This is a genomic window from Enterococcus sp. DIV1067f, from assembly GCF_050543505.1.
GTDB lineage: Bacteria > Bacillota > Bacilli > Lactobacillales > Enterococcaceae > Enterococcus_D > Enterococcus_D entomosocium.
The window spans coordinates 281,569-299,824 of record NZ_CP172940.1 but is presented as its reverse complement, the minus strand read 5'-3'; the positions used below and the strand labels follow the sequence as shown (position 1 = coordinate 299,824).

The 18,256-nt window shown below is 43.4% G+C and carries 22 protein-coding genes; 3 read left to right on the top strand and 19 right to left on the bottom strand.

Annotation, left to right across the window (positions count from 1 at the left end):
* Positions 1 to 7: 7 nt before the first annotated feature.
* Entirely contained in the window at positions 8 to 1,690 is a 1,683-nt protein-coding gene (locus IGJ42_RS01455; protein WP_422705462.1) for a DAK2 domain-containing protein, read from the bottom strand.
* A 46-nt stretch (positions 1,691 to 1,736) separates the two neighbouring features.
* Entirely contained in the window at positions 1,737 to 2,099 is a 363-nt protein-coding gene (locus IGJ42_RS01450; RefSeq protein WP_005227125.1) for an Asp23/Gls24 family envelope stress response protein, read from the bottom strand.
* Between the two features lie 266 nt (positions 2,100 to 2,365).
* Between IGJ42_RS01450 and rpmB the strand changes: the two genes are divergently transcribed.
* Positions 2,366 to 2,554, top strand: coding sequence for a 50S ribosomal protein L28 (gene rpmB / locus IGJ42_RS01445; protein WP_003128045.1), 189 nt, complete (start codon positions 2,366 to 2,368; stop codon positions 2,552 to 2,554).
* A 162-nt stretch (positions 2,555 to 2,716) separates the two neighbouring features.
* Positions 2,717 to 5,365, top strand: coding sequence for a YfhO family protein (locus IGJ42_RS01440; protein WP_429946969.1), 2,649 nt, complete (start codon positions 2,717 to 2,719; stop codon positions 5,363 to 5,365).
* A gap of 208 nt (positions 5,366 to 5,573) precedes the next feature.
* Here the strand turns inward: IGJ42_RS01440 and IGJ42_RS01435 are convergent, their stop codons facing one another.
* A complete protein-coding gene (locus tag IGJ42_RS01435; protein ID WP_034872077.1) occupies positions 5,574 to 6,560 on the bottom strand; it encodes an Rgg/GadR/MutR family transcriptional regulator in 987 nt (328 codons plus the stop codon).
* Between the two features lie 302 nt (positions 6,561 to 6,862).
* Here IGJ42_RS01435 and IGJ42_RS01430 point away from each other — a divergent pair, with 302 nt between their 5' ends.
* A complete protein-coding gene (locus tag IGJ42_RS01430; protein ID WP_429946968.1) occupies positions 6,863 to 8,176 on the top strand; it encodes an MFS transporter in 1,314 nt (437 codons plus the stop codon).
* 57 nt (positions 8,177 to 8,233) lie between these two features.
* On the opposite strand, the gene truA is transcribed toward IGJ42_RS01430, so the two are convergent.
* The 16 genes from truA to rplR form a co-directional block, all read right to left on the bottom strand.
* Complete coding sequence (gene truA, locus IGJ42_RS01425; RefSeq protein WP_244732896.1) at positions 8,234 to 8,980, bottom strand: tRNA pseudouridine(38-40) synthase TruA; 747 nt, start codon at positions 8,978 to 8,980, stop codon at positions 8,234 to 8,236.
* Positions 8,981 to 9,136: 156 nt separating this feature from the next.
* Positions 9,137 to 9,934: an energy-coupling factor transporter transmembrane component T family protein gene (locus IGJ42_RS01420; RefSeq protein ID WP_005227113.1), complete on the bottom strand. Its 798-nt coding sequence runs from the start codon at positions 9,932 to 9,934 to the stop codon at positions 9,137 to 9,139.
* Positions 9,924 to 10,790 (bottom strand): energy-coupling factor ABC transporter ATP-binding protein, encoded by an 867-nt coding sequence (locus IGJ42_RS01415; protein WP_008376364.1) that lies wholly within the window; start codon positions 10,788 to 10,790, stop codon positions 9,924 to 9,926. The genes IGJ42_RS01420 and IGJ42_RS01415 overlap by 11 nt, the downstream gene beginning before the upstream one ends.
* Positions 10,766 to 11,602: an energy-coupling factor ABC transporter ATP-binding protein gene (locus IGJ42_RS01410; protein WP_005227109.1), complete on the bottom strand. Its 837-nt coding sequence runs from the start codon at positions 11,600 to 11,602 to the stop codon at positions 10,766 to 10,768. The genes IGJ42_RS01415 and IGJ42_RS01410 overlap by 25 nt, the downstream gene beginning before the upstream one ends.
* Before the next feature lie 271 nt (positions 11,603 to 11,873).
* Positions 11,874 to 12,254, bottom strand: coding sequence for a 50S ribosomal protein L17 (rplQ, locus tag IGJ42_RS01405; RefSeq protein WP_003128038.1), 381 nt, complete (start codon positions 12,252 to 12,254; stop codon positions 11,874 to 11,876).
* Positions 12,255 to 12,324: 70 nt separating this feature from the next.
* The gene (locus IGJ42_RS01400; protein WP_008376367.1) at positions 12,325 to 13,263 is read right to left on the bottom strand and encodes a DNA-directed RNA polymerase subunit alpha; all 939 of its coding nucleotides are present in this window, start codon (positions 13,261 to 13,263) and stop codon (positions 12,325 to 12,327) included.
* Positions 13,264 to 13,342: 79 nt separating this feature from the next.
* On the bottom strand, positions 13,343 to 13,732 hold the full coding sequence (rpsK, locus tag IGJ42_RS01395; protein WP_005227104.1) for a 30S ribosomal protein S11: 390 nt from the start codon (positions 13,730 to 13,732) through the stop codon (positions 13,343 to 13,345).
* Between the two features lie 27 nt (positions 13,733 to 13,759).
* Positions 13,760 to 14,125, bottom strand: coding sequence for a 30S ribosomal protein S13 (gene rpsM, locus IGJ42_RS01390; RefSeq protein WP_005227102.1), 366 nt, complete (start codon positions 14,123 to 14,125; stop codon positions 13,760 to 13,762).
* A 17-nt stretch (positions 14,126 to 14,142) separates the two neighbouring features.
* On the bottom strand, positions 14,143 to 14,259 hold the full coding sequence (gene rpmJ, locus IGJ42_RS01385) for a 50S ribosomal protein L36 (RefSeq protein ID WP_002288710.1): 117 nt from the start codon (positions 14,257 to 14,259) through the stop codon (positions 14,143 to 14,145).
* A gap of 32 nt (positions 14,260 to 14,291) precedes the next feature.
* Positions 14,292 to 14,510 (bottom strand): translation initiation factor IF-1, encoded by a 219-nt coding sequence (gene infA / locus IGJ42_RS01380; RefSeq protein WP_002288695.1) that lies wholly within the window; start codon positions 14,508 to 14,510, stop codon positions 14,292 to 14,294.
* A 188-nt stretch (positions 14,511 to 14,698) separates the two neighbouring features.
* Entirely contained in the window at positions 14,699 to 15,343 is a 645-nt protein-coding gene (locus IGJ42_RS01375) for an adenylate kinase (protein WP_005227100.1), read from the bottom strand.
* A 60-nt stretch (positions 15,344 to 15,403) separates the two neighbouring features.
* Positions 15,404 to 16,699 (bottom strand): preprotein translocase subunit SecY, encoded by a 1,296-nt coding sequence (gene secY / locus IGJ42_RS01370; protein WP_005227099.1) that lies wholly within the window; start codon positions 16,697 to 16,699, stop codon positions 15,404 to 15,406.
* On the bottom strand, positions 16,699 to 17,139 hold the full coding sequence (rplO, locus tag IGJ42_RS01365; protein ID WP_003128016.1) for a 50S ribosomal protein L15: 441 nt from the start codon (positions 17,137 to 17,139) through the stop codon (positions 16,699 to 16,701). The genes secY and rplO overlap by 1 nt, the downstream gene beginning before the upstream one ends.
* Before the next feature lie 40 nt (positions 17,140 to 17,179).
* Entirely contained in the window at positions 17,180 to 17,359 is a 180-nt protein-coding gene (rpmD, locus tag IGJ42_RS01360; RefSeq protein ID WP_003128015.1) for a 50S ribosomal protein L30, read from the bottom strand.
* 13 nt (positions 17,360 to 17,372) lie between these two features.
* Positions 17,373 to 17,873: a 30S ribosomal protein S5 gene (rpsE, locus tag IGJ42_RS01355; protein WP_003128014.1), complete on the bottom strand. Its 501-nt coding sequence runs from the start codon at positions 17,871 to 17,873 to the stop codon at positions 17,373 to 17,375.
* 20 nt (positions 17,874 to 17,893) lie between these two features.
* Positions 17,894 to 18,250 carry a 50S ribosomal protein L18 gene (gene rplR / locus IGJ42_RS01350; protein ID WP_005227097.1) on the bottom strand — a complete coding sequence of 119 codons (357 nt, stop codon included), beginning with the start codon at positions 18,248 to 18,250 and terminating at the stop codon, positions 17,894 to 17,896.
* Positions 18,251 to 18,256: the final 6 nt, after the last annotated feature.

The following is an 18,256-nucleotide window of genomic DNA, read 5'->3' as shown; positions in this document are numbered from 1 at the left end:
AATTTGTTTATTCTGCTGAGAAAAGATATGGATAAACCGGCTGATCTCCTTGATGGATCTCTACTTCGATCTCAGGATGCAGTTCAACGATCGCATCTTCGATTTTCGCTGCTTCTTTGGCTTTGCCTTCTTCACCGATAATGATGGTGACGATCTCAGTATCTTCTGTGATCATTTTTTCTAAGGTAGTCATAGAAGCAGAGAAACGATCAGGAACAGAAACAACGATTTTGCCGTCCACCATTCCTAAGAAGTCGCCTTCTGTGATTTCGATGCCATCAATTGATGTATTACGGATCGCATGGGTCACTGAGCCACTGACAACACTTGCTAAGACATCAGTCATCGCTTGCTGGTTTTCAGCTAGTGTGGATTGCTCGTGGAAGGCTAGCATCGCCGTCATCCCTTGAGAGATCGTCCGTGTTTCAACAACCGCTACTGGAATCTCGGAAACTTCCGCTGCTTGCTGCGCAGCCATAAAGATATTTTTGTTGTTCGGTAATACGATCACTTGATCAGCATTGACTTCATTGATTGCCACCAAAATGTCTTCTGTACTTGGGTTCATCGTTTGGCCACCACTGATGACATAAGAAGCGCCTAGGCTAGTAAACAATTCTTTCAAGCCTTCGCCAGCCGCGATCGCGATGATCGCAAATGGTGTCCGCGGACGTTTTACTGGTGCAGTTTTTGCTTCTTGCTGATCGTGTTCCAAGATCGTTTCATGCTGAAGACGCATGTTATCGACTTTGATTTTCACCAACGAACCGAATTTTTGACCATAATTCATAACTTCGCCGGGATGTTCCGTATGGACATGGACTTTGATGATCTCATCGTCATTGACCACTAATAAGGAATCCCCTAACTCGTTTAAGTAATTACGGAATGTTTCATAATCAAATTCACTATCTACAGTCGGACCTTCACCGATCTTCACCATGATTTCTGTACAGTAACCAAAGGTGATGTCTTCTGTCGCTAAGTGCCCTTGAACGCTGCGATGATGTTCGGCATTGACCATTTCGTCCATAGCCGCTGGGGAAGGTTCGAAGATTTCATCGGCTGGGTATTCCCCAGTCAATGCATTTAAGAAGCCTTCATAGATAAACAACAATCCTTGACCGCCGCTATCTACCACGCCGACTTCTTTTAAGACGGGCAATAGATCAGGGGTTTTCGCCAATGAACGTTTTGCGCCGTGAACCACGGCTTTCATCACTTCGATACAATCATCGGTAGTTTGTGCTTTTTTCTCGCCATATTCAGCTGAGATGCGTGCCACAGTCAAGATGGTTCCTTCCACAGGTTTCATGACTGCTTTATAGGCGGTTTCTACTCCATGAGTAAAGGCTTGAGCCAATTCTGGTGCAGTGAGTGTTTCTGCGGTCGGGATAGCTTTAGAAAAACCGCGGAATAATTGAGACAAAATGACGCCGGAATTCCCACGTGCGCCCATCAATAGTCCTTTTGAAAGTGTAGCGGCAAGATCGCCGACGTTTTCTGAAGTCGCATCTGCGACAGCTTTTGCTCCACTGGTCATGGATAGATTCATGTTTGTCCCGGTGTCTCCATCTGGAACAGGAAACACATTCAATGAGTTGACAAACTCTGCATTAACTTGTAGACGAGCCGCGCCTGCCTGCACCATTTCTTGAAACTGACTTGCGCTGATATTCGTTACCTTCACTTAGATAGTCCTCCTTAAAATCATCCGCCATGAACGGATCCCTTGCCTAATCTGGCAGTACACGTACGCCTTGAACAAATACATTTACCGAGTTCGCAGATACACCTAGCATCGTTTCTAAGTTGTATTTCACTTTTTCCTGCACGTTGCGGGAAACTTCGGAAATTTTTGTTCCATAGCTAACAATCGTGTATACATCCACTGCAATGCCGTTTTCTTCTTGGCGGACAACGACACCGCGAGAATAATTTTCTTTTCGTAAAATTTCATTGATGTTATCTTTGATTTGTTTCTTGCTAGCCATACCAACAATGCCGAACACATCTGTTGCTGCGCCTCCGACCACTGTTGCAATGACTTCATTGCTGATTTCAATAATACCTGATGAGGTTTGAATTTTTACAGCCATTTTATAGCCTCCTTCAATGGGCATGACCCATCTTTCTTCTTACATATTTTATCATAGCTGTACCGCAAATAAAAGGATGAGACATATGAAAAGGGGCTTTCTGACCAAACGTCTTGCATTTCGACCTTGTTTAATTTACAATGTTTACCGGGAAAAGTCAATGTTTCTTGAAAATTACTCTTGCTTTTTTCACCTTTCTGTGATAAATTCAGATGGTATGAGCTGAAATAGCGCTCCAACATCAAGGCAAAGGAGGAAATAACCACATGGCTAAAGTTTGTTACTTTACTGGACGTAAAACTACAAGTGGAAACAATCGTTCTCACGCAATGAATGCGACAAAACGTACTGTGAAACCTAACTTGCAAAAAGTTCGCGTTATGATTGACGGAAAACCTAAAAAAGTTTGGGTGTCAACTCGTGCTTTGAAATCTGGAAAAGTTGAGCGCGTATAATTAGACCTTTTCGGCCGTTCGTTTTGAACGGCTTTTTTTGTATCCTTTTTTCTTTGGTGCGCTTTCACTTAGGTTTTCATTAAAGAAAACAGGTCTTTGTTTTTTTAATCGATTCACCTGTGGTAAACTAAGAAAAAATTGATAAAGAACAGGTGACTTCTTGTGACGAAAATAAAAACATTTGCCAAACAACATTGGCCTTATATGCTTGCTAGTTTCTTCTTGCCGTTTCTTATCATGGCAGTGATCTATTTGACCATCGGCATCTACCCTGGCAGCAGCCGCAGTGTCTTAGCCAGTGATGCCTTTTCGCAATTCTCAAACTTTCATGCCAGCTTTCGCAATATGCTCTTAGGCAAGCAAAGTATCTTTTATACATGGAACGCCTCTTTAGGCTTGAATTATCTGGCACTGATCTCCTATTACTTAGGCGGGATCTTCACTCCTCTGGTCTTGTTTTTCCCAAATCAGCTGATGCCAGATGCGTTGTACTTCTTGACCTTGATCAAGATCGGCAGTGCGGGCTTGGCGTTTTGGTTTTATGCCAGCCAAACCTTTAAGATCCAACGTTGGCAGCATGTGACCTTAGCCGTCTGTTATGCCTTGATGTCCTTCATCACCGCCCATTCGGAACTGATCATGTGGCTTGATGCCATGATCTATCTACCGCTAGTGATTTTAGGTATTGACCGTTTAGTGAAAAAGAAAAAACCAGTCGTGTTATTTATCAGTTATCTGCTGTTATTTTTATCCAGTTTTTACATGGGCTTTATGATCGGTCTCTTTTCCGTAATGTATTTCTTGGTTCAGTTGGGGCGCAACTGGAAGCAAGCTCGGGGGGCGATCATTCCTTACGGCATCACCTCCTTGTTAGCTGGCGGCGCCTCAATGGTGATCATCTTACCTGCCTTATTGGATTTGCGCTCAAACGGGGAAGAATTAACAACGATTTCTTCCTTTAAAACCGAAGCCACCGATGTCTTTGACCTCGTGATGAAAAACATGATCGGTGTTTACGATACGACAAAATACGGCTCCATCCCCTTCATCTATATCGGTTTATTGCCGCTGCTGTTGTGTATTTTATATTTTGTTTCGAAGAAAATCCGCTTGAAGGATAAATTCTTATACGCTGGCATGTTTGCTGTTTTGATCGCCAGTTTTTATATCGTGCCGATGAATCTTTTTTGGCACGGGATGCATGCCCCAAATATGTTCCTTTTCCGTTATGCCTATTTGTTCTCCTTCTTAGTGATAATGCTGGCGGGATACGGGTGGGAGCAGCTGCAGCAAAAAGATCGCGGATTGTTTCTCATTATTGGTCTTTCTACGATCGTGGTGTTTGCCCTCTCCTACGCATTGAAAGGACCTGGAACCTATGAATATGTTTCCGCTACTTCTTTTGCGCTAACGATCGTATTCTTTGTTCTTTACTTGTTATGTATTGGGTTCGGGCAATTAGGTCTTTTAACACAAAAACGAGTGACGATCTTGATGCTGATCTTCGTCTGCGGAGAAATGGCCGTCAATACGAGCGGCATGGTTCGCGGAATTTTGAATGATTGGAACTATGCTTCTCGCAGTTTGTATACAGAACCTTATCCGGACATCAAAAAACTAGTCACTCAAGCCAACGAAGACAATGATACCTTTTTCCGATTAGAAAACCTTGATCCTGTTTCTTCCAACGACAGTATCAATTATGGCTACAGCGGTGTCAGCATGTTTTCTTCGATCCGTAACCGCAATTCCTCAAGCTACCTGGATAAGCTGGGCTTTCGGTCCCGCGGCACCAATTTAAATATCCGCTATCCGAACAATACCTTGCTGATGGATGCTTTTACAGGGATCAAATACAATATCTCCAAGCCAAATCTCACCAAATACGGCTTTCAACGTGTGGGGGAATCTGGTGAATACAAGCTTTATGAGAATCAAAATGCGTTACCGCTAGGTTTCTTGGCTGAACCGACCATCGAATCGATTGAACAGCCGCAAAACGACAACTTGACGAGCCAGAAAAATCTTTTCAATGGCTTGGCCGATTTAAATTTAGAGTATTTTGCCTTTCAGCCGATCACGGTGATCCATAGTAAAAATACAGATATCACCAATGACGGCATGTATATGAAATTTACTGAGCAAGAAAGCAATGTCGCAAAAGAAGTGACTTGGCAAGTGGAGGTTCCGGCGAACTCGCAAGCGTACTTGAGTCTCTTCCCTGCCAACTTCGGAGAATTGGAAAGCTCATCTGCCACCGTGACAGTCAACGGTCAGCAGCGAGAAACGCAAATCAGTATCAACGGTCAATACTACGACTTAGGACATTATGAGACCGATACGACGGTTCAATTCACCGTCAGCTTCTACGGAACGCCTGAAATCTCATTCCAAAACCCGCAAGTCGTGACCTTGGATACCAACGCCTACCAACAAGCAATTGATGCGATCCAAGAACGAGGGGTCGCTATGACTGTCGGCAAACGCAGTGCCAAAGCCGACATCACGACTGAAAAAGAGCAGCAGCTTGTAACAACCATCCCTTATGACAAGGGCTGGACTGCTACGCTTGACGGCAAAGAAGTCCCAATCACGGCCTTTCAAGATGGCTTTATCAGTGTGACGATCCCAAGTGGCACCCATCACTTGGAACTCTCCTTCTTACCGCAAGGCTTTGTTATCGGTGTTTACTTGTTCTTTGGCTGCATCGCATTGTTTATCTTGTTTGCTTGGTTTTACCAGAAACAAGTAGCCAAAAAGCAAGTCTTGGACAACCAACGCCAACTCATGGATCAACCACCAGAAACCTAATCGAAAAAGAACCAACTCGTCTTTTTGAGGCGATCCCCTTAAGTTAGAGCAAAAGCTGACTTATGGGTGTCGCTCAATGATCGGTGAGTTTGGTTCTTTTTTGTGCTCAGGTTCCGCAGTTGTTCGCTCTAGTGGTCTTAGCATCCATTACCCGCTAGATCCCCTTCGATTCGGGGAGCAATGCCTAGCCCGTTAGCCCTTAGAGCGTTTAGCGAAACATAAGATAACTGTTGGGTTCTTCCGCATTTTTCTTGATGGAGTGCAACGATCGCTCCCATAATTTAACCATTTTGGTTTGTTTTAAGACGCGAAAGATCGAAAGCCCTTGATCGATTTTCAACAGTCCTTTTTCTTGATCGCCATAAATATACCAGTACCATCCTTGATAGCAAAGAAGATGCGTACTGTTTAGCATGTCTCCGCGATCTGCCAATAATTCCTCTGCAATGGTCAACACCTCTTTTGCCCACTCCAGGCGGCGAAAATTGACAAACGTCGTAAAACAACTAAAAATCAAATCCATTTGAATTTCTCGCATCAAGGACAAACCTTGTTCTTTTTTTGTGCGAGAGATAGCGATCTGCAGTAAGTGATAGGAGGTTTCGACAGGAAACAAGAATTGAAAATAACGAAACAGCAAAATCTCATAAACGCCCCAGTTGTCTACTTTCGTAAGGTAGGAAATGACGGGGCGGGTTTTGGTGCGTAGCTTTTCCATATAGTCGCCAGAAGAGTGATCGGGTTTAGGACCTGAGAGATTGATTTCATGTATCTCCTTTGTGATCTCAAGGTACAGAAAAACAAAAGAATGCTGTTTGGAAGCGGCGATCAGTTCGCTACGCATTTCCTCCAGCCCTTCTTTGCTTCTCTGGGCGTGGGCGTTACTCAAATAAGCTTCTTTGTTGATCCCTAAAATTCGATCCAGTAAATCCATAAATTCGCTCGTCATATAGCTGGGAAAGCTCATCAGGTTGTCGTGACCTTTTACGCCCTTTTGTTGCGCACGCAAATAATAAAACTCCTCCACTGTGACATGGATATTTTCTAATAAGCGTTCCAATCGATGAATACTGATACTTGAAGCACCTTGCTCAAATTTACTGATAAACGAGCGACTGTTTTGTTCATCCGCCACTTGAGCGATCGTATAGCCGCGCTCTTTGCGCAATTGTCGGTACAGTTTTCCTTCTTCCATAACCATCCTCCTCACAACGATCGGTCTACAAACACCAAACCAATCCCACTTCACGAATGAAGCTCCGCAATTAAATTTTCCTGTTCTAGATTCAAATTTAGATTCAAACCTATAAAATGTTGAGGAACAAAATCTGCGGCACCTTATTTACATGCCACTCTTTTAGCTGTTAACCACTCGTGACAGTAACCTCTGGTACGCTCCTGGTACATTTAAAATCCACTATAGTGGATTATTTTCTCTTCTTAGTATAAAGCATCCTATACTGATTTTACAACGTAGAACGTGAAAGGATGATTTCGATGAAAGAATATCAACAAAACAACGGCTATCGTGCCTTAGTCAACGCCGCCTTACTCAGCGGCATCGGCATGAGTTTATTTAATATCGTCTTTGTAGTTTATGCCAGTACTTTACCCTTTAATGCCCTTGCTGTTTCCTTAGCCTCCATGGCACTGCTGATCCCTGATCTCTTACGGATCCTGACCGGCTATCTAGCCGATCGTACCAAAAACAAAGTGCAATGGATGATCAGCAGTCGACTATTACAAGGAGTCCTTTTCGTGGCACTCGCTTTTTTGATCCAACTGCCGCCTAGTTTATGGTCTTTCTTCCTTTTGCTAGGCATCAACATTGTATCTGATTGTTTGGGCGCTTATTGTTCTGGGTTACAGCTGCCCTATGTTCGCCGTCTTGTGCCTGCTGATACCTTAGACAGTGCCATGGGCTTTCAAATGGCGTGTCAAACCACCGTTCAAATCGTCTTTCAAGGCATCGGTGCTTGGGGGATCATTTTACTGAATAATAACTTTGCGGCTTTTGGTTTGATCAATGCCGTGACGTTTTTCTTAGCCGCGATCGTGATCTTCCTGAACCGCTCGCTCTTCTATGCGGTGCCAGGGAAAATCAATCAAGCAGCAACACCACTCTTTCAGAATTTCTCGGATACTTTTAAATTATTGACTGGTACGGCTTTTCTTAAAAAGATGATCCTCTTTGCCTTACTGATCAATACCTTAGCTGCTAGTACGAGCGGTCTACTAAATCTCCAGCTGTTGGATGACCTTGCGCTTTGGTTTGCCACATATGGCAACACCGTTGCGATGGCAGGCATCGCTACTTCGATCGGTATGGTCGCTGGCGCCTTGTTTGCTACCGACTGGTTCAAGAATACCGGTCTGGTTCGCTTGATTGCGTATACCTCTTTCGTTTTATGTCTGTTGACCTTGAATTTTCTCTTCCTGCATAACCGTTGGCTCATGATTGCGCTGCTCTTTGCTGAAGGCTATCTGATTGGAAAAATCAATCCTCGCTTTTCGGCACATCTGATTCGTGAGATTGATGAAGAACATCTCGCCATCAGCAGCGGGATCTTTTCCACCATTGTAATGCTAGGGGGACCTGTCGGACAAATGGTCTTTTTAGGCATCGGCAATCGCTATCACGTTGCTTGGAGTTGGCTGCTTTACTTGCTTTTCGCATTTTTGGTAGCCATCGCCGCCTTAGTCGCTGCCGGTACCTTGGAAAAAACACCCACCACTACTGCGCCTAAAAACGCGACGGCAAGGACTGAAGATTGGCAAGAAACCACCTCTGTTTTGCCTGAGAAAAAATAAAAACACAAGCTTTCGCTTTCTCTTGTTGTGTAAGAGCAGCGAAGCTTGTGTTTTTCCTTATTCATAAGCAACATGAACCAAATACAATCCTTCTGGATGAGCCGTGGGACCTGCCGCATTTCGGTCTTTTTGCGCAATGATTGCAGGAATGCTGTCAGGTGCGATCCGTCCATTGCCGATTTTCAGCAATGTGCCCACCATGATCCGGATCATCTTGTACAAAAATCCATCGCCGCGAAAGGTAAAAATCAACTCATCTCCAGCGTCATTGACCGCCATGGACGCCTCATGGATCGTCCGCGTCTTGTCATCGACTGAACTGCCCGTCGCACAAAAACTGGTAAAGTCATGGGTGCCTAAAAAATCTGGCAACGCCCGTTGGATTTTTTCCAAATCTAGCGGATACGGATAATAACTTGCATAATGACGGCGGAAAGGACTGCGGGGCTTCCCAATGTCTACCCGAAACTGGTAGGTTTTTTCAATGACTAAGTAGCGGGCATGGAAGGTATCGTCAACGATCTCCACCGATTTTACCGCAACATCTTCTGGCGTTTGGGTATCTAAACCAAAGCGCATTTTTTCCAGTGGGCGCTTTTGAGGGAAATCGAAGTGGATCACTTGCCCTTGCGCATGGACACCCGCATCGGTGCGGCCAGAGCCATGAATCTGAATCAGCTGACCATTGTTCATCTTCGTTAATGTCTTTTCAATCTCTTCTTGAACCGTTCGTCCATTGGGTTGACGTTGAAATCCTTGAAAATTCGTGCCATCATAAGCGATCGTCGCTTTATAGCGGACCATTGAATCACCTGTTTCTTTCTATTTTTTTCAAAAAAAGGCCTATGAGAAAAGTCTGATCGGTCGACAGGTCTTTTCGAACCAGCCGCTGGGATTGCCAGCAGCCTCGATGCTTCGTTAAGAACCTTTCGTGGGTTGACTTCAATCATAGGTCTTCGTTTATCCTCTTAAGAACACTAATGCTACTGTAAAGAGCGCAAAAACGATGACAACCAATGTGTCCCGTTGATGCCAGTGCAAAATACGATACTTGGTACGCCCTTCGCCGCCTTGATAGCCTCTGGCTTCCATAGCGGTAGCTAGATCTTCCGCACGGTTAAAGCTGCTGACAAATAAAGGAATCAATAAAGGAACGATCGCCTTCATCTTCTGCAACAGTCCCCCTTCGCCGAAATCGACCCCACGGGCACGCTGGGCGTTCATGATTTTTTCTGTTTCATCCATCAAGGTTGGCACAAAGCGCAACGCAATCGACAGCATCAGTGAGATTTCATGGACAGGGAAACGGATCGCTTTTAAAGGACGCAAAATGTATTCGATCGCATCTGAAAGCTCTAATGGGGGCGTCGTTAACGTCAAGAGCGTCGACATGAAAATGATCAAAACAAAACGACAAAAAATAAAGATCCCGTTTTGGACACCAAATTCTGTGATATTAAAGATCCACCAAGACCAATAGACATCACCGCCGGTAGTAAACAAAATCTGTAACGCCACGGTAAACAAAATCAGCCAAATCAACGGTCGAACGCCTCGAATAAAGAAGCCAAAATCGATTTTTGAAAAGGAGATACAAAAGAGCGTAAAAGCACCCGCTAATAAATAGCTTTGCCAATTATTCGCCAAAAAGATAATCGCAATAAAATAAAAACTAGCAATCAATTTGACTCGTGGATCTAAACGGTGGATCAAGGAGTCTCCGGGAATAAAACGACCGAAAATCAGTTTATTCATCATGGGCAGTCGCCCCCTTTGCTACTAAAACATCTGCCAGTTCATCAGCCGTTAGCGGCAACTGCTCAAATGCCAATCCTCTGGCTTGTAGTTGCTCCGCAAATGCGGTTGCTGTCGGTACCCCCAACTGCTTTTCTTGCAGCCAAGCAGTGTCTTGAAACACAACGGACGGCGTGCCGGCTTTGACGAGACGTCCCTTTTCTAACACATAGACATAATCAGCATAGTTCGCCACATCATCCATCAAGTGGGTCACTAAAATGATCGTCATGTTCTTTTCCCGATGCAGGCGATCAAACATTTCCATCATCTCTTTGCGTCCTTGTGGATCTAAGCCAGCTGTCGGCTCATCTAAGACCAAAACTTCTGGTTCCATAGCTAAGACTCCAGCAATCGCTACACGGCGCATTTGGCCCCCTGAAAGGTCAAATGGTGAACGTTCCAGAAAACTTTCATCTAAACCTACCAATTGAATGTATTCTTGGGCTAAACCTTTGGCTTCTTCTTCGGAGATGCCAAAGTTTTTCGGTCCAAAAGCGATATCTCTCGCAACGGTTTCTTCAAATAATTGGGATTCAGGAAATTGAAAAACGATCCCGACTTTTTTACGTAACGGTTTTAGATTTTTGTTGTCTGACTCGGGTTTGATGACTCGCTCACCGATCGTGACCGTTCCAGTCGTTGGTTTTAATAATGCATTCAAGTGCTGCAGCAACGTAGATTTTCCGCTACCCGTATGACCGACTAAGGCGGTATAAGAGCCTTCTTTGATCTCTAAATCGATATCGAACAAAACCCGTTGTTCAAACGGAGAATGCGGTTGGTAGGTGAATCCTACTTGTTCAAAACGGATGTCCATAGCCAATCCACCATCCCTTCTTCAGTTAAGTACGCTTGTGGTACCGTGACGCCCCGCTGTTTTAGTGCCGCCTTTAATTTTTCAGGAAACGGCAGATCTAAGCCTAGCTCAATCAGTTCCGGACCTGCAGAAAAAATCTCTGCTGGTGTCCCTTCGCGGACGAGCTCTCCTTGACGCATCACCAGCACCCGATTGGCGTTAGCTGCTTCATCAATATCATGGGTGATCGATAGCACGGTCAAATTGTTTTTCTCTTTGATTTTTTTGATCGTTGCGATCACTTCTTCACGGCCTTCTGGATCTAGCATACTAGTGGCTTCATCAAGAATGATGATATCCGGGCGCAGTGCAACGACACCGGCAATGGCTACCCGCTGTTTTTGACCACCAGAAAGGCGCGCGGGTTCCCGGGTCGCAAACTCGCTCATCCGTACTTGTTCCAGAGCGTCTTTGACACGAACCAGCATTTCTTCTCGCGGGATTCCTTGATTTTCTAAACCGAAAGCCACATCATCTTCCACCGTCGAACCAACGAATTGATTGTCAGGGTTTTGAAAGACCATACCGACCATTTTTCGAATATTCCAGATATTTTCTTCATTCAAAGGCAATTCGCCGACAGAAACACTGCCTTCTTGTGGCAAGATCAAGCCATTGATGGTTTTTGCTAAAGTTGATTTTCCAGAGCCGTTATGGCCGATCAACGCCACCCATTCCCCTTTGTTGATGGAAAAGGATACGTTATTTAACGCGGCACGCTCTTCTTCGCTATAACGCACAGTAATAGCATTCAATTCAATGATTGGCTTCATGATAGACTCCTTCATTTGCGATTAATTCTTTCTAACACTACCAAAAAAGCGCACGTTTTTCAATGATTCGCGCACGATTTGTCTCCAGATCTTTTTTTCACTTGCCATCACCTGTCTTGACAGGTAATCGAAAGTAAAAAAAAAGCACTTTATGATGAGTGCGTACACCTCGAAATACATCGAGGTGTAGGCGCTGAGCTAGACTCGGAAAGTTTCTTCCAACATCATAACACTCTTAGTAAACATCTATAAAGTGATGATAAGTGTGATTTTAAACAAGTTCTAGGATAACCATTGGTGCAGCATCTCCGCGTCTTGGTTCTGTTTTCAAGATACGAGTATATCCACCTTGGCGATCTGTGTAACGAGGAGCGATATCATTGAATAATTTTTGTAATGCTGATTCAATAACTACTTCTTCGTTTTCTTCACGTACACTTGCAACTTCATTACGAACGAATGCTGCTGCTTGACGACGTGCATGCAAATCACCACGTTTACCTAAAGTGATCATTTTTTCTGCAGTTGAACGAACTTCTTTCGCACGAGCTTCAGTCGTAACGATACGTTCGTTAATGAATAAATCAGTTGTCAAATCACGCAACATCGCTTTACGTTGGCTAGATGTGCGTCCTAGTTTACGATAACTCACGTGGTTTCCCTCCTTCACTTTCGAATGTTGTATCGGTCAGACGAACCGAACTAACGTAATCGAAAACGGTTTAATCGTCTTTACGTAGTCCTAAACCTAAATCATGTAATTTCACTTTGACCTCTTCAAGAGATTTACGGCCTAAGTTTCTTACTTTGATCATTTCTGGTTCAGATTTGTTTGTCAATTCTTGTACAGTATTGATTCCTGCACGTTTTAGACAGTTGTATGAACGAACAGATAAGTCTAATTCTTCGATCGTCATTTCCAACATTTTTTCTTTTTGTGTTTCTTCTTTTTCAACCATGATTTCAGCGTTTTTCGCTTCATCAGTTAGGTTAACAAAGATGTCTAAATGTTCAGTCATGATTTTCGCAGACAAACTCATTGCTTCCAATGGTTCGATTGAGCCATCAGTCCATATTTCCATCGTTAATTTGTCGAAATCATCTCGACGACCGACACGTGTGTTTTCTACTTGATAGTTGACACGACGTACTGGTGTATAGATTGAATCGACTGGAAGAACGCCGATTGGCATGTCTTCTTTTTTGTTTTCGTCCGCTTGAACGTAGCCGCGGCCAGGTTTCACTGTTAAGCGAGCATGGAACGTAGCACCTTCAGAAACGGTACAGATATACATATCTTTGTTAAGGATTTCTACATCACTATCAACGATGATATCGCCAGCAGTTACTGTAGCAGGTCCTGAAATATCAATTTCAAGGGTCTTTTCTTCATCCCCGTACATTTTCAATGCAAGACCTTTAATATTCAAGATGATTTGAGCAACGTCTTCCCGAACACCCTTAACAGTTGAGAATTCGTGTAAAACTCCATCGATTTGAATATTGGTGATTGCCGCACCAGGTAAAGAAGATAATAAAATACGACGTAGGGAATTTCCTAGTGTAGTTCCGTAGCCTCTTTCAAGAGGTTCCACGATGAACTTGCCATAATCTTTGTCTTCATCAATCTTTGCGATTCTTGGTTTTTCGAATTCAATCATTCTTATCTATTACCCCTTTCAAAACGAAAAGTGTCTTGTTCAATGACGTATTTGTTACACTCAAAATGAGCAGCACTCATTAAACACGACGGCGTTTTGGAGGGCGGCATCCATTATGAGGGACTGGAGTCACGTCACGGATCGCACTCACTTCCAAACCTGCTGCTTGTAATGAACGAATTGCTGCTTCACGTCCAGAACCAGGTCCTTTAACTGTTACTTCAACAGTTCTTAATCCGTGTTCCATTGCTGCTTTGGTAGCTGTTTCTGCTGCCATTTGAGCGGCAAAAGGAGTAGATTTTTTGCTTCCTTTGAAACCTAATGAACCAGCTGATGACCATGCTAATGCATTACCATGAGTATCAGTGATCATTACGATTGTATTATTGAATGTTGAGTGAATATGTGCAATACCCGCTTCAATATTCTTTTTCACACGGCGTTTACGACTCACTTTTTTTGCTGCCATGAAGTTTTAACCTCCTTCACTTAGGAATTATTTTTTCTTGCCTGCGACTGTTTTAGACGGGCCTTTACGAGTACGTGCATTGTTTTTCGTGTTTTGTCCACGAACTGGCAATCCACGGCGATGACGGATCCCACGGTAAGAACCGATTTCCATCAATCGTTTGATGTTTAAGTTCACTTCACGACGAAGGTCACCTTCAACTTTTAATTTATCAACTTCTGCACGGATAGCATCTGTTTGTTCATTCGTTAAATCACGAACACGAACTTCTTCAGACACGCCAGCGTCAGCTAAAATTTGTTTTGCAGTCGTGTTACCAATACCATAGATATAAGTAAGTGAAACGACCACACGTTTATCACGAGGAATATCTACTCCTGCAATACGAGCCATATTTGTTACACCTCCGATTATCCTTGACGTTGTTTATGTTTTGGATTTGCTGGGCAAATCACCATAACGCGTCCTTTACGACGAATTACTTTACAATGTTCGCACATTGGTTTTACTGATGGTCTTACTTTCATGATAATACCTCCTGTGGTTTTACGGAGTACAATTATTTAAAGCGATAAGTAATGCGGCCACGGTTCAGATCATACGGGGATAATTCCACCGTTACTTTGTCTCCAGGTAAAATACGAATGTAGTGCATCCGGATCTTACCAGAAACGGTCGCTAGAACTTGGTGTCCGTTTTCCAATTCTACTTTAAACATTGCATTCGGCAAAGTTTCGACGACTGTACCTTCGACTTCAATCATATCTTCTTTTGCCACGCACAGTACCTCCTTGTACTTGTGATTTTCACACGATAAAATGGCGGAAACTCGGTTCCCACCTGATATTCTCAAACTATGCTCCTACTTAATAAAAAGTAGAAGTCGGACTGACATATTCTATCATATCCTGTCAAAGATTTCAAGAGAAAGTTTTAAGCTGCAAGTTGGACTCGGGCAATCTATGATTAGTCAATGATCTTTTGAACATCTTCGAATACAGCGTCGATGTCGCGATCCCCATCAATCGATTGCAATAACCCTTTGTCTTTGTAATAAGTCAAAATTGGTTCACTGCTTTTGATATTGACAGCTAGACGATTTTTGACCGTCTCAGGCTTATCATCTTCACGCTGGTAGAAGTCATGACTTCCACAACGATCACATGTTCCTTCCTCTTTGGGAGGATTGAACAATTTATGATAAGTTGCCCCACAATTGCGGCACATGAAGCGGCCGGCTAAACGTTCTACAAGAACTTCTTCAGGAACATGAATATCAATAACGGCATCAAGTTTTTTGTTAAGGTCAGCTAGCATCTCATCTAACGCTTTTGCTTGATCCAAAGTACGAGGAAAACCATCTAATAAGAAACCTTTCTCGGTATCAGGTTCAGCTAAACGTTCTTTAACGATCCCATTTGTAACCTCATCAGGAACTAATGCGCCTTGATCCATGTATGATTTTGCTTTAAGGCCTAGTTCTGTTTCGTTCGCCATCGCAGCCCGAAACATATCGCCTGTTGAAATATGAGGAAGACCGTATTCAGCAACGATACGTTCTGCCTGAGTACCTTTTCCAGCACCAGGTAATCCCATTAAAATGAAGTTCATTCTAATTCCTCCTGTAAGTTTTTGAATAGTGTTGAGGAAATCCTCAACACTTCAATAACTTTAATTGATGAAACCAGTATATTTCCGTTTCAGCATAAGCCCTTCTAACTGCTTGGCAGTATCAAGTGCCACACCGATAATGATCAATAGACTCGTTCCACCTAGACCGATCGATTGCGGTAGATTCCAAGCCATCTGAGCGATGATTGGAAGTAAAGCAACCAATCCTAAAAAGATCGATCCAACCGTGCTTAATCGCATCAACAAACGCGATACATATTCTTCGGTTCCTTTACCAGGACGCACACTCGGAATGTAACTTCCTTGTTTTTGCAAGTTTTCCGCTAATTTCTCAGGGTTCACTTGAACAAATGCGTAGAAGAAGGTAAACGCAACGATCAAGACAGTATAGATGATCGCACCCGGTACAGTGTTGTAACTAAAGATCGTTTGCACCACTTCGTACCAAGTTTCGCCTCTATATGAACTACCTAATGCTTGAATGATCGCATTTGGTGTTGTAATAAAAGAACTGGCAAAGATAACTGGGATTACCCCGGCAGCATTTACTTTCAAAGGAAGGTAACTGCTGGTAGGCGCTCCTGCTACCCGTTTTGTATATTGGATCGGAATCTTGCGTTCTGCCTGTTGAACATACGTTACTAAAGTAATGACGATCAACACAGCGATCACAAGCAGCGCCATAAAGATAGCATTTAGCCAGATATCCGATTGATCCACGTTAATGAAGTAATCTTCAATCAATTCTTTGATGCTTGCTGGTAAGCGTGAAATGATCCCCGCAAAGATGATCATTGACACACCGTTTCCGATACCCCGCTCGGTGATCTGCTCTCCTAACCAAGTGACTAACATCGTTCCGGCTGTTAAAATCAGTCCAATCACGATATAGGTTGCCATATTAGGATTGTTTACAAACCCGAGTTGAGTGTAATAGTTAAATCCAGCCGTTAATGTCATGGATTGGACAAAGCCTAATACCAACGTCAAGTAACGTGTTGCCTGATTTAATTTCTTACGACCCACTTCACCTTGTTTCGACCATTCAACAAATTTAGGGACGATATCCATCTGCAACAACTGAATGACAATTGAGGCAGTGATGTAAGGCGAAACCCCCATCGAGAAAATCGAAAATTGTTGCATGGCGCCACCACTTACCAAGTTTAACATGTTTAAAAATGGTAGATCCGCGATGGTATTTAGGCGACTTGCGTCTACGCCTGGCACAGTAATATGTGTTCCCAGACGAAAGACAAACAAGATTAAGACGGTGAACAATATTCTGGATCTAATATCCTTAACCTTAAAGGCATCCTTCAATAGTCTGATCATTAGATCACCTCGATTGATCCACCAGCAGCAACGATTGCTTCTTCAGCTGCTTTTGAGAATTTAGCTGCTTTCACAGTCAATTTCTTCGTTAATTCTCCGTTAGCTAATACTTTGATTCCAGCTTTTTCGTCTTTGACGATTCCAGCTTCGTGTAAAGCAACAGGTGTTACTTCAGCACCGTCTTCAAAGCGGTTCAAGACATCAAGATTGATGACTGCATATTCTTTGCGGTTCACATTTGTAAAGCCACGTTTTGGTAAACGACGGAACAATGGTGTTTGTCCACCTTCGAATCCTAGACGTACTCCGCCGCCTGAACGAGCTTTTTGACCTTTTTGTCCACGTCCAGCTGTTTTACCGTTACCAGATGAAGTTCCTCGTCCGACACGGTTACGTACTTGGCGTGAGCCTTCTGATGGTTTTAATTCATGAAGTTTCATAGGTTTGGCACCTCCTTAATCAAACTAGATCTGCTGATCCTTAGACCTCTTCAACGTCCACTAAGTGAGAAACAGTGTTAACCATGCCTTTGATTGCATCATTAGCAGGTTTTACAACTGTTGAATTCAACTTTGTAAGACCTAACGCTTTTACAGTATCACGTTGGTTTTGGGGACGTCCGATAATACTGCGTTTTAAAGTAATTTTCAATTCAGCCATTATAGTGTCCTCCTTAACCGATTAATTCTTCTACTGATTTGCCGCGAAGTGCTGCCACTTCTTCAGCGCGTTTTAATTGTTTTAAACCTTCAACTGTTGCGCGAACAACGTTGATTGGTGTGTTAGAACCTAAAGATTTAGATGTGATATCAGCTACCCCAGCTAATTCCAATACGGCACGAACTGGTCCACCAGCAGCTACCCCAGAACCTTCTACAGCAGGTTTCATAAGGATGCGTCCGCCGCCGAATACACCGATAACTTCGTGAGGGATTGTAGAACCAACCATTGGTACTTCCACCAAGTTTTTCTTCGCGTCTTCGATTGCTTTACGGATTGCTTCTGGTACTTCTTGCGCTTTACCAGTACCGAAACCTACGTGTCCGTTTTTGTCACCGACAACAACTAATGCAGCAAAACGTAGACGACGTCCACCTTTAACAACTTTAGTTACACGGTTGATCGCAACAACGCGGTCTTCTAATTCCAAATGTTTTGGATCAATATAAACCATGAATGGTGTTCCTCCTTCTCTTAAAATTCCAGTCCATTTTCGCGAGCTGCTTCAGCTAAAGCTGCTACACGGCCATGGTAAAGGTATCCACCACGGTCAAAGACTACTACTTTAATACCTTTTGCTGCTGCACGTTCTGCGACTAATTTACCGACAGCTTGTGCTTGTTCAGTTTTTGTTGCACCTGAAACTTCTTTGTCTAAGGCAGAGGCACTTGCTAGCGTCACACCCGCTACGTCATCAATTACTTGTGCGTAGATGTTTTTGTTCGAACGGAACACGTTTAAGCGTGGGCACTCAGCAGTACCAGAGATTTTGTTACGTACACGACGATGTCTTTTCTGACGTGTCTTGTTTTTATCTGGTTTTGTAATCACAATTTG

Coding starts and splice junctions, on each gene's coding strand:
- rpsE (WP_003128014.1), bottom strand. CDS start 17,873: ATGGTTTATATTGATCCAAAACATTTGGAATTAGAAGACCGCGTTGTT.
- IGJ42_RS01450 (WP_005227125.1), bottom strand. CDS start 2,099: ATGGCTGTAAAAATTCAAACCTCATCAGGTATTATTGAAATCAGCAAT.
- IGJ42_RS01430 (WP_429946968.1), top strand. CDS start 6,863: ATGAAAGAATATCAACAAAACAACGGCTATCGTGCCTTAGTCAACGCC.
- IGJ42_RS01410 (WP_005227109.1), bottom strand. CDS start 11,602: ATGAAGCCAATCATTGAATTGAATGCTATTACTGTGCGTTATAGCGAA.
- rpmB (WP_003128045.1), top strand. CDS start 2,366: ATGGCTAAAGTTTGTTACTTTACTGGACGTAAAACTACAAGTGGAAAC.
- secY (WP_005227099.1), bottom strand. CDS start 16,699: ATGATCAGACTATTGAAGGATGCCTTTAAGGTTAAGGATATTAGATCC.
- rpsK (WP_005227104.1), bottom strand. CDS start 13,732: ATGGCAGCAAAAAAAGTGAGTCGTAAACGCCGTGTGAAAAAGAATATT.
- IGJ42_RS01420 (WP_005227113.1), bottom strand. CDS start 9,934: ATGATGAATAAACTGATTTTCGGTCGTTTTATTCCCGGAGACTCCTTG.
- IGJ42_RS01400 (WP_008376367.1), bottom strand. CDS start 13,263: ATGATTGAATTCGAAAAACCAAGAATCGCAAAGATTGATGAAGACAAA.
- IGJ42_RS01435 (WP_034872077.1), bottom strand. CDS start 6,560: ATGGAAGAAGGAAAACTGTACCGACAATTGCGCAAAGAGCGCGGCTAT.
- IGJ42_RS01375 (WP_005227100.1), bottom strand. CDS start 15,343: ATGAACTTCATTTTAATGGGATTACCTGGTGCTGGAAAAGGTACTCAG.
- rpmJ (WP_002288710.1), bottom strand. CDS start 14,259: ATGAAAGTAAGACCATCAGTAAAACCAATGTGCGAACATTGTAAAGTA.
- truA (WP_244732896.1), bottom strand. CDS start 8,980: ATGGTCCGCTATAAAGCGACGATCGCTTATGATGGCACGAATTTTCAA.
- IGJ42_RS01415 (WP_008376364.1), bottom strand. CDS start 10,790: ATGGACATCCGTTTTGAACAAGTAGGATTCACCTACCAACCGCATTCT.
- rpsM (WP_005227102.1), bottom strand. CDS start 14,125: ATGGCTCGTATTGCAGGAGTAGATATTCCTCGTGATAAACGTGTGGTC.
- rpmD (WP_003128015.1), bottom strand. CDS start 17,359: ATGGCTGAATTGAAAATTACTTTAAAACGCAGTATTATCGGACGTCCC.
- rplO (WP_003128016.1), bottom strand. CDS start 17,139: ATGAAACTTCATGAATTAAAACCATCAGAAGGCTCACGCCAAGTACGT.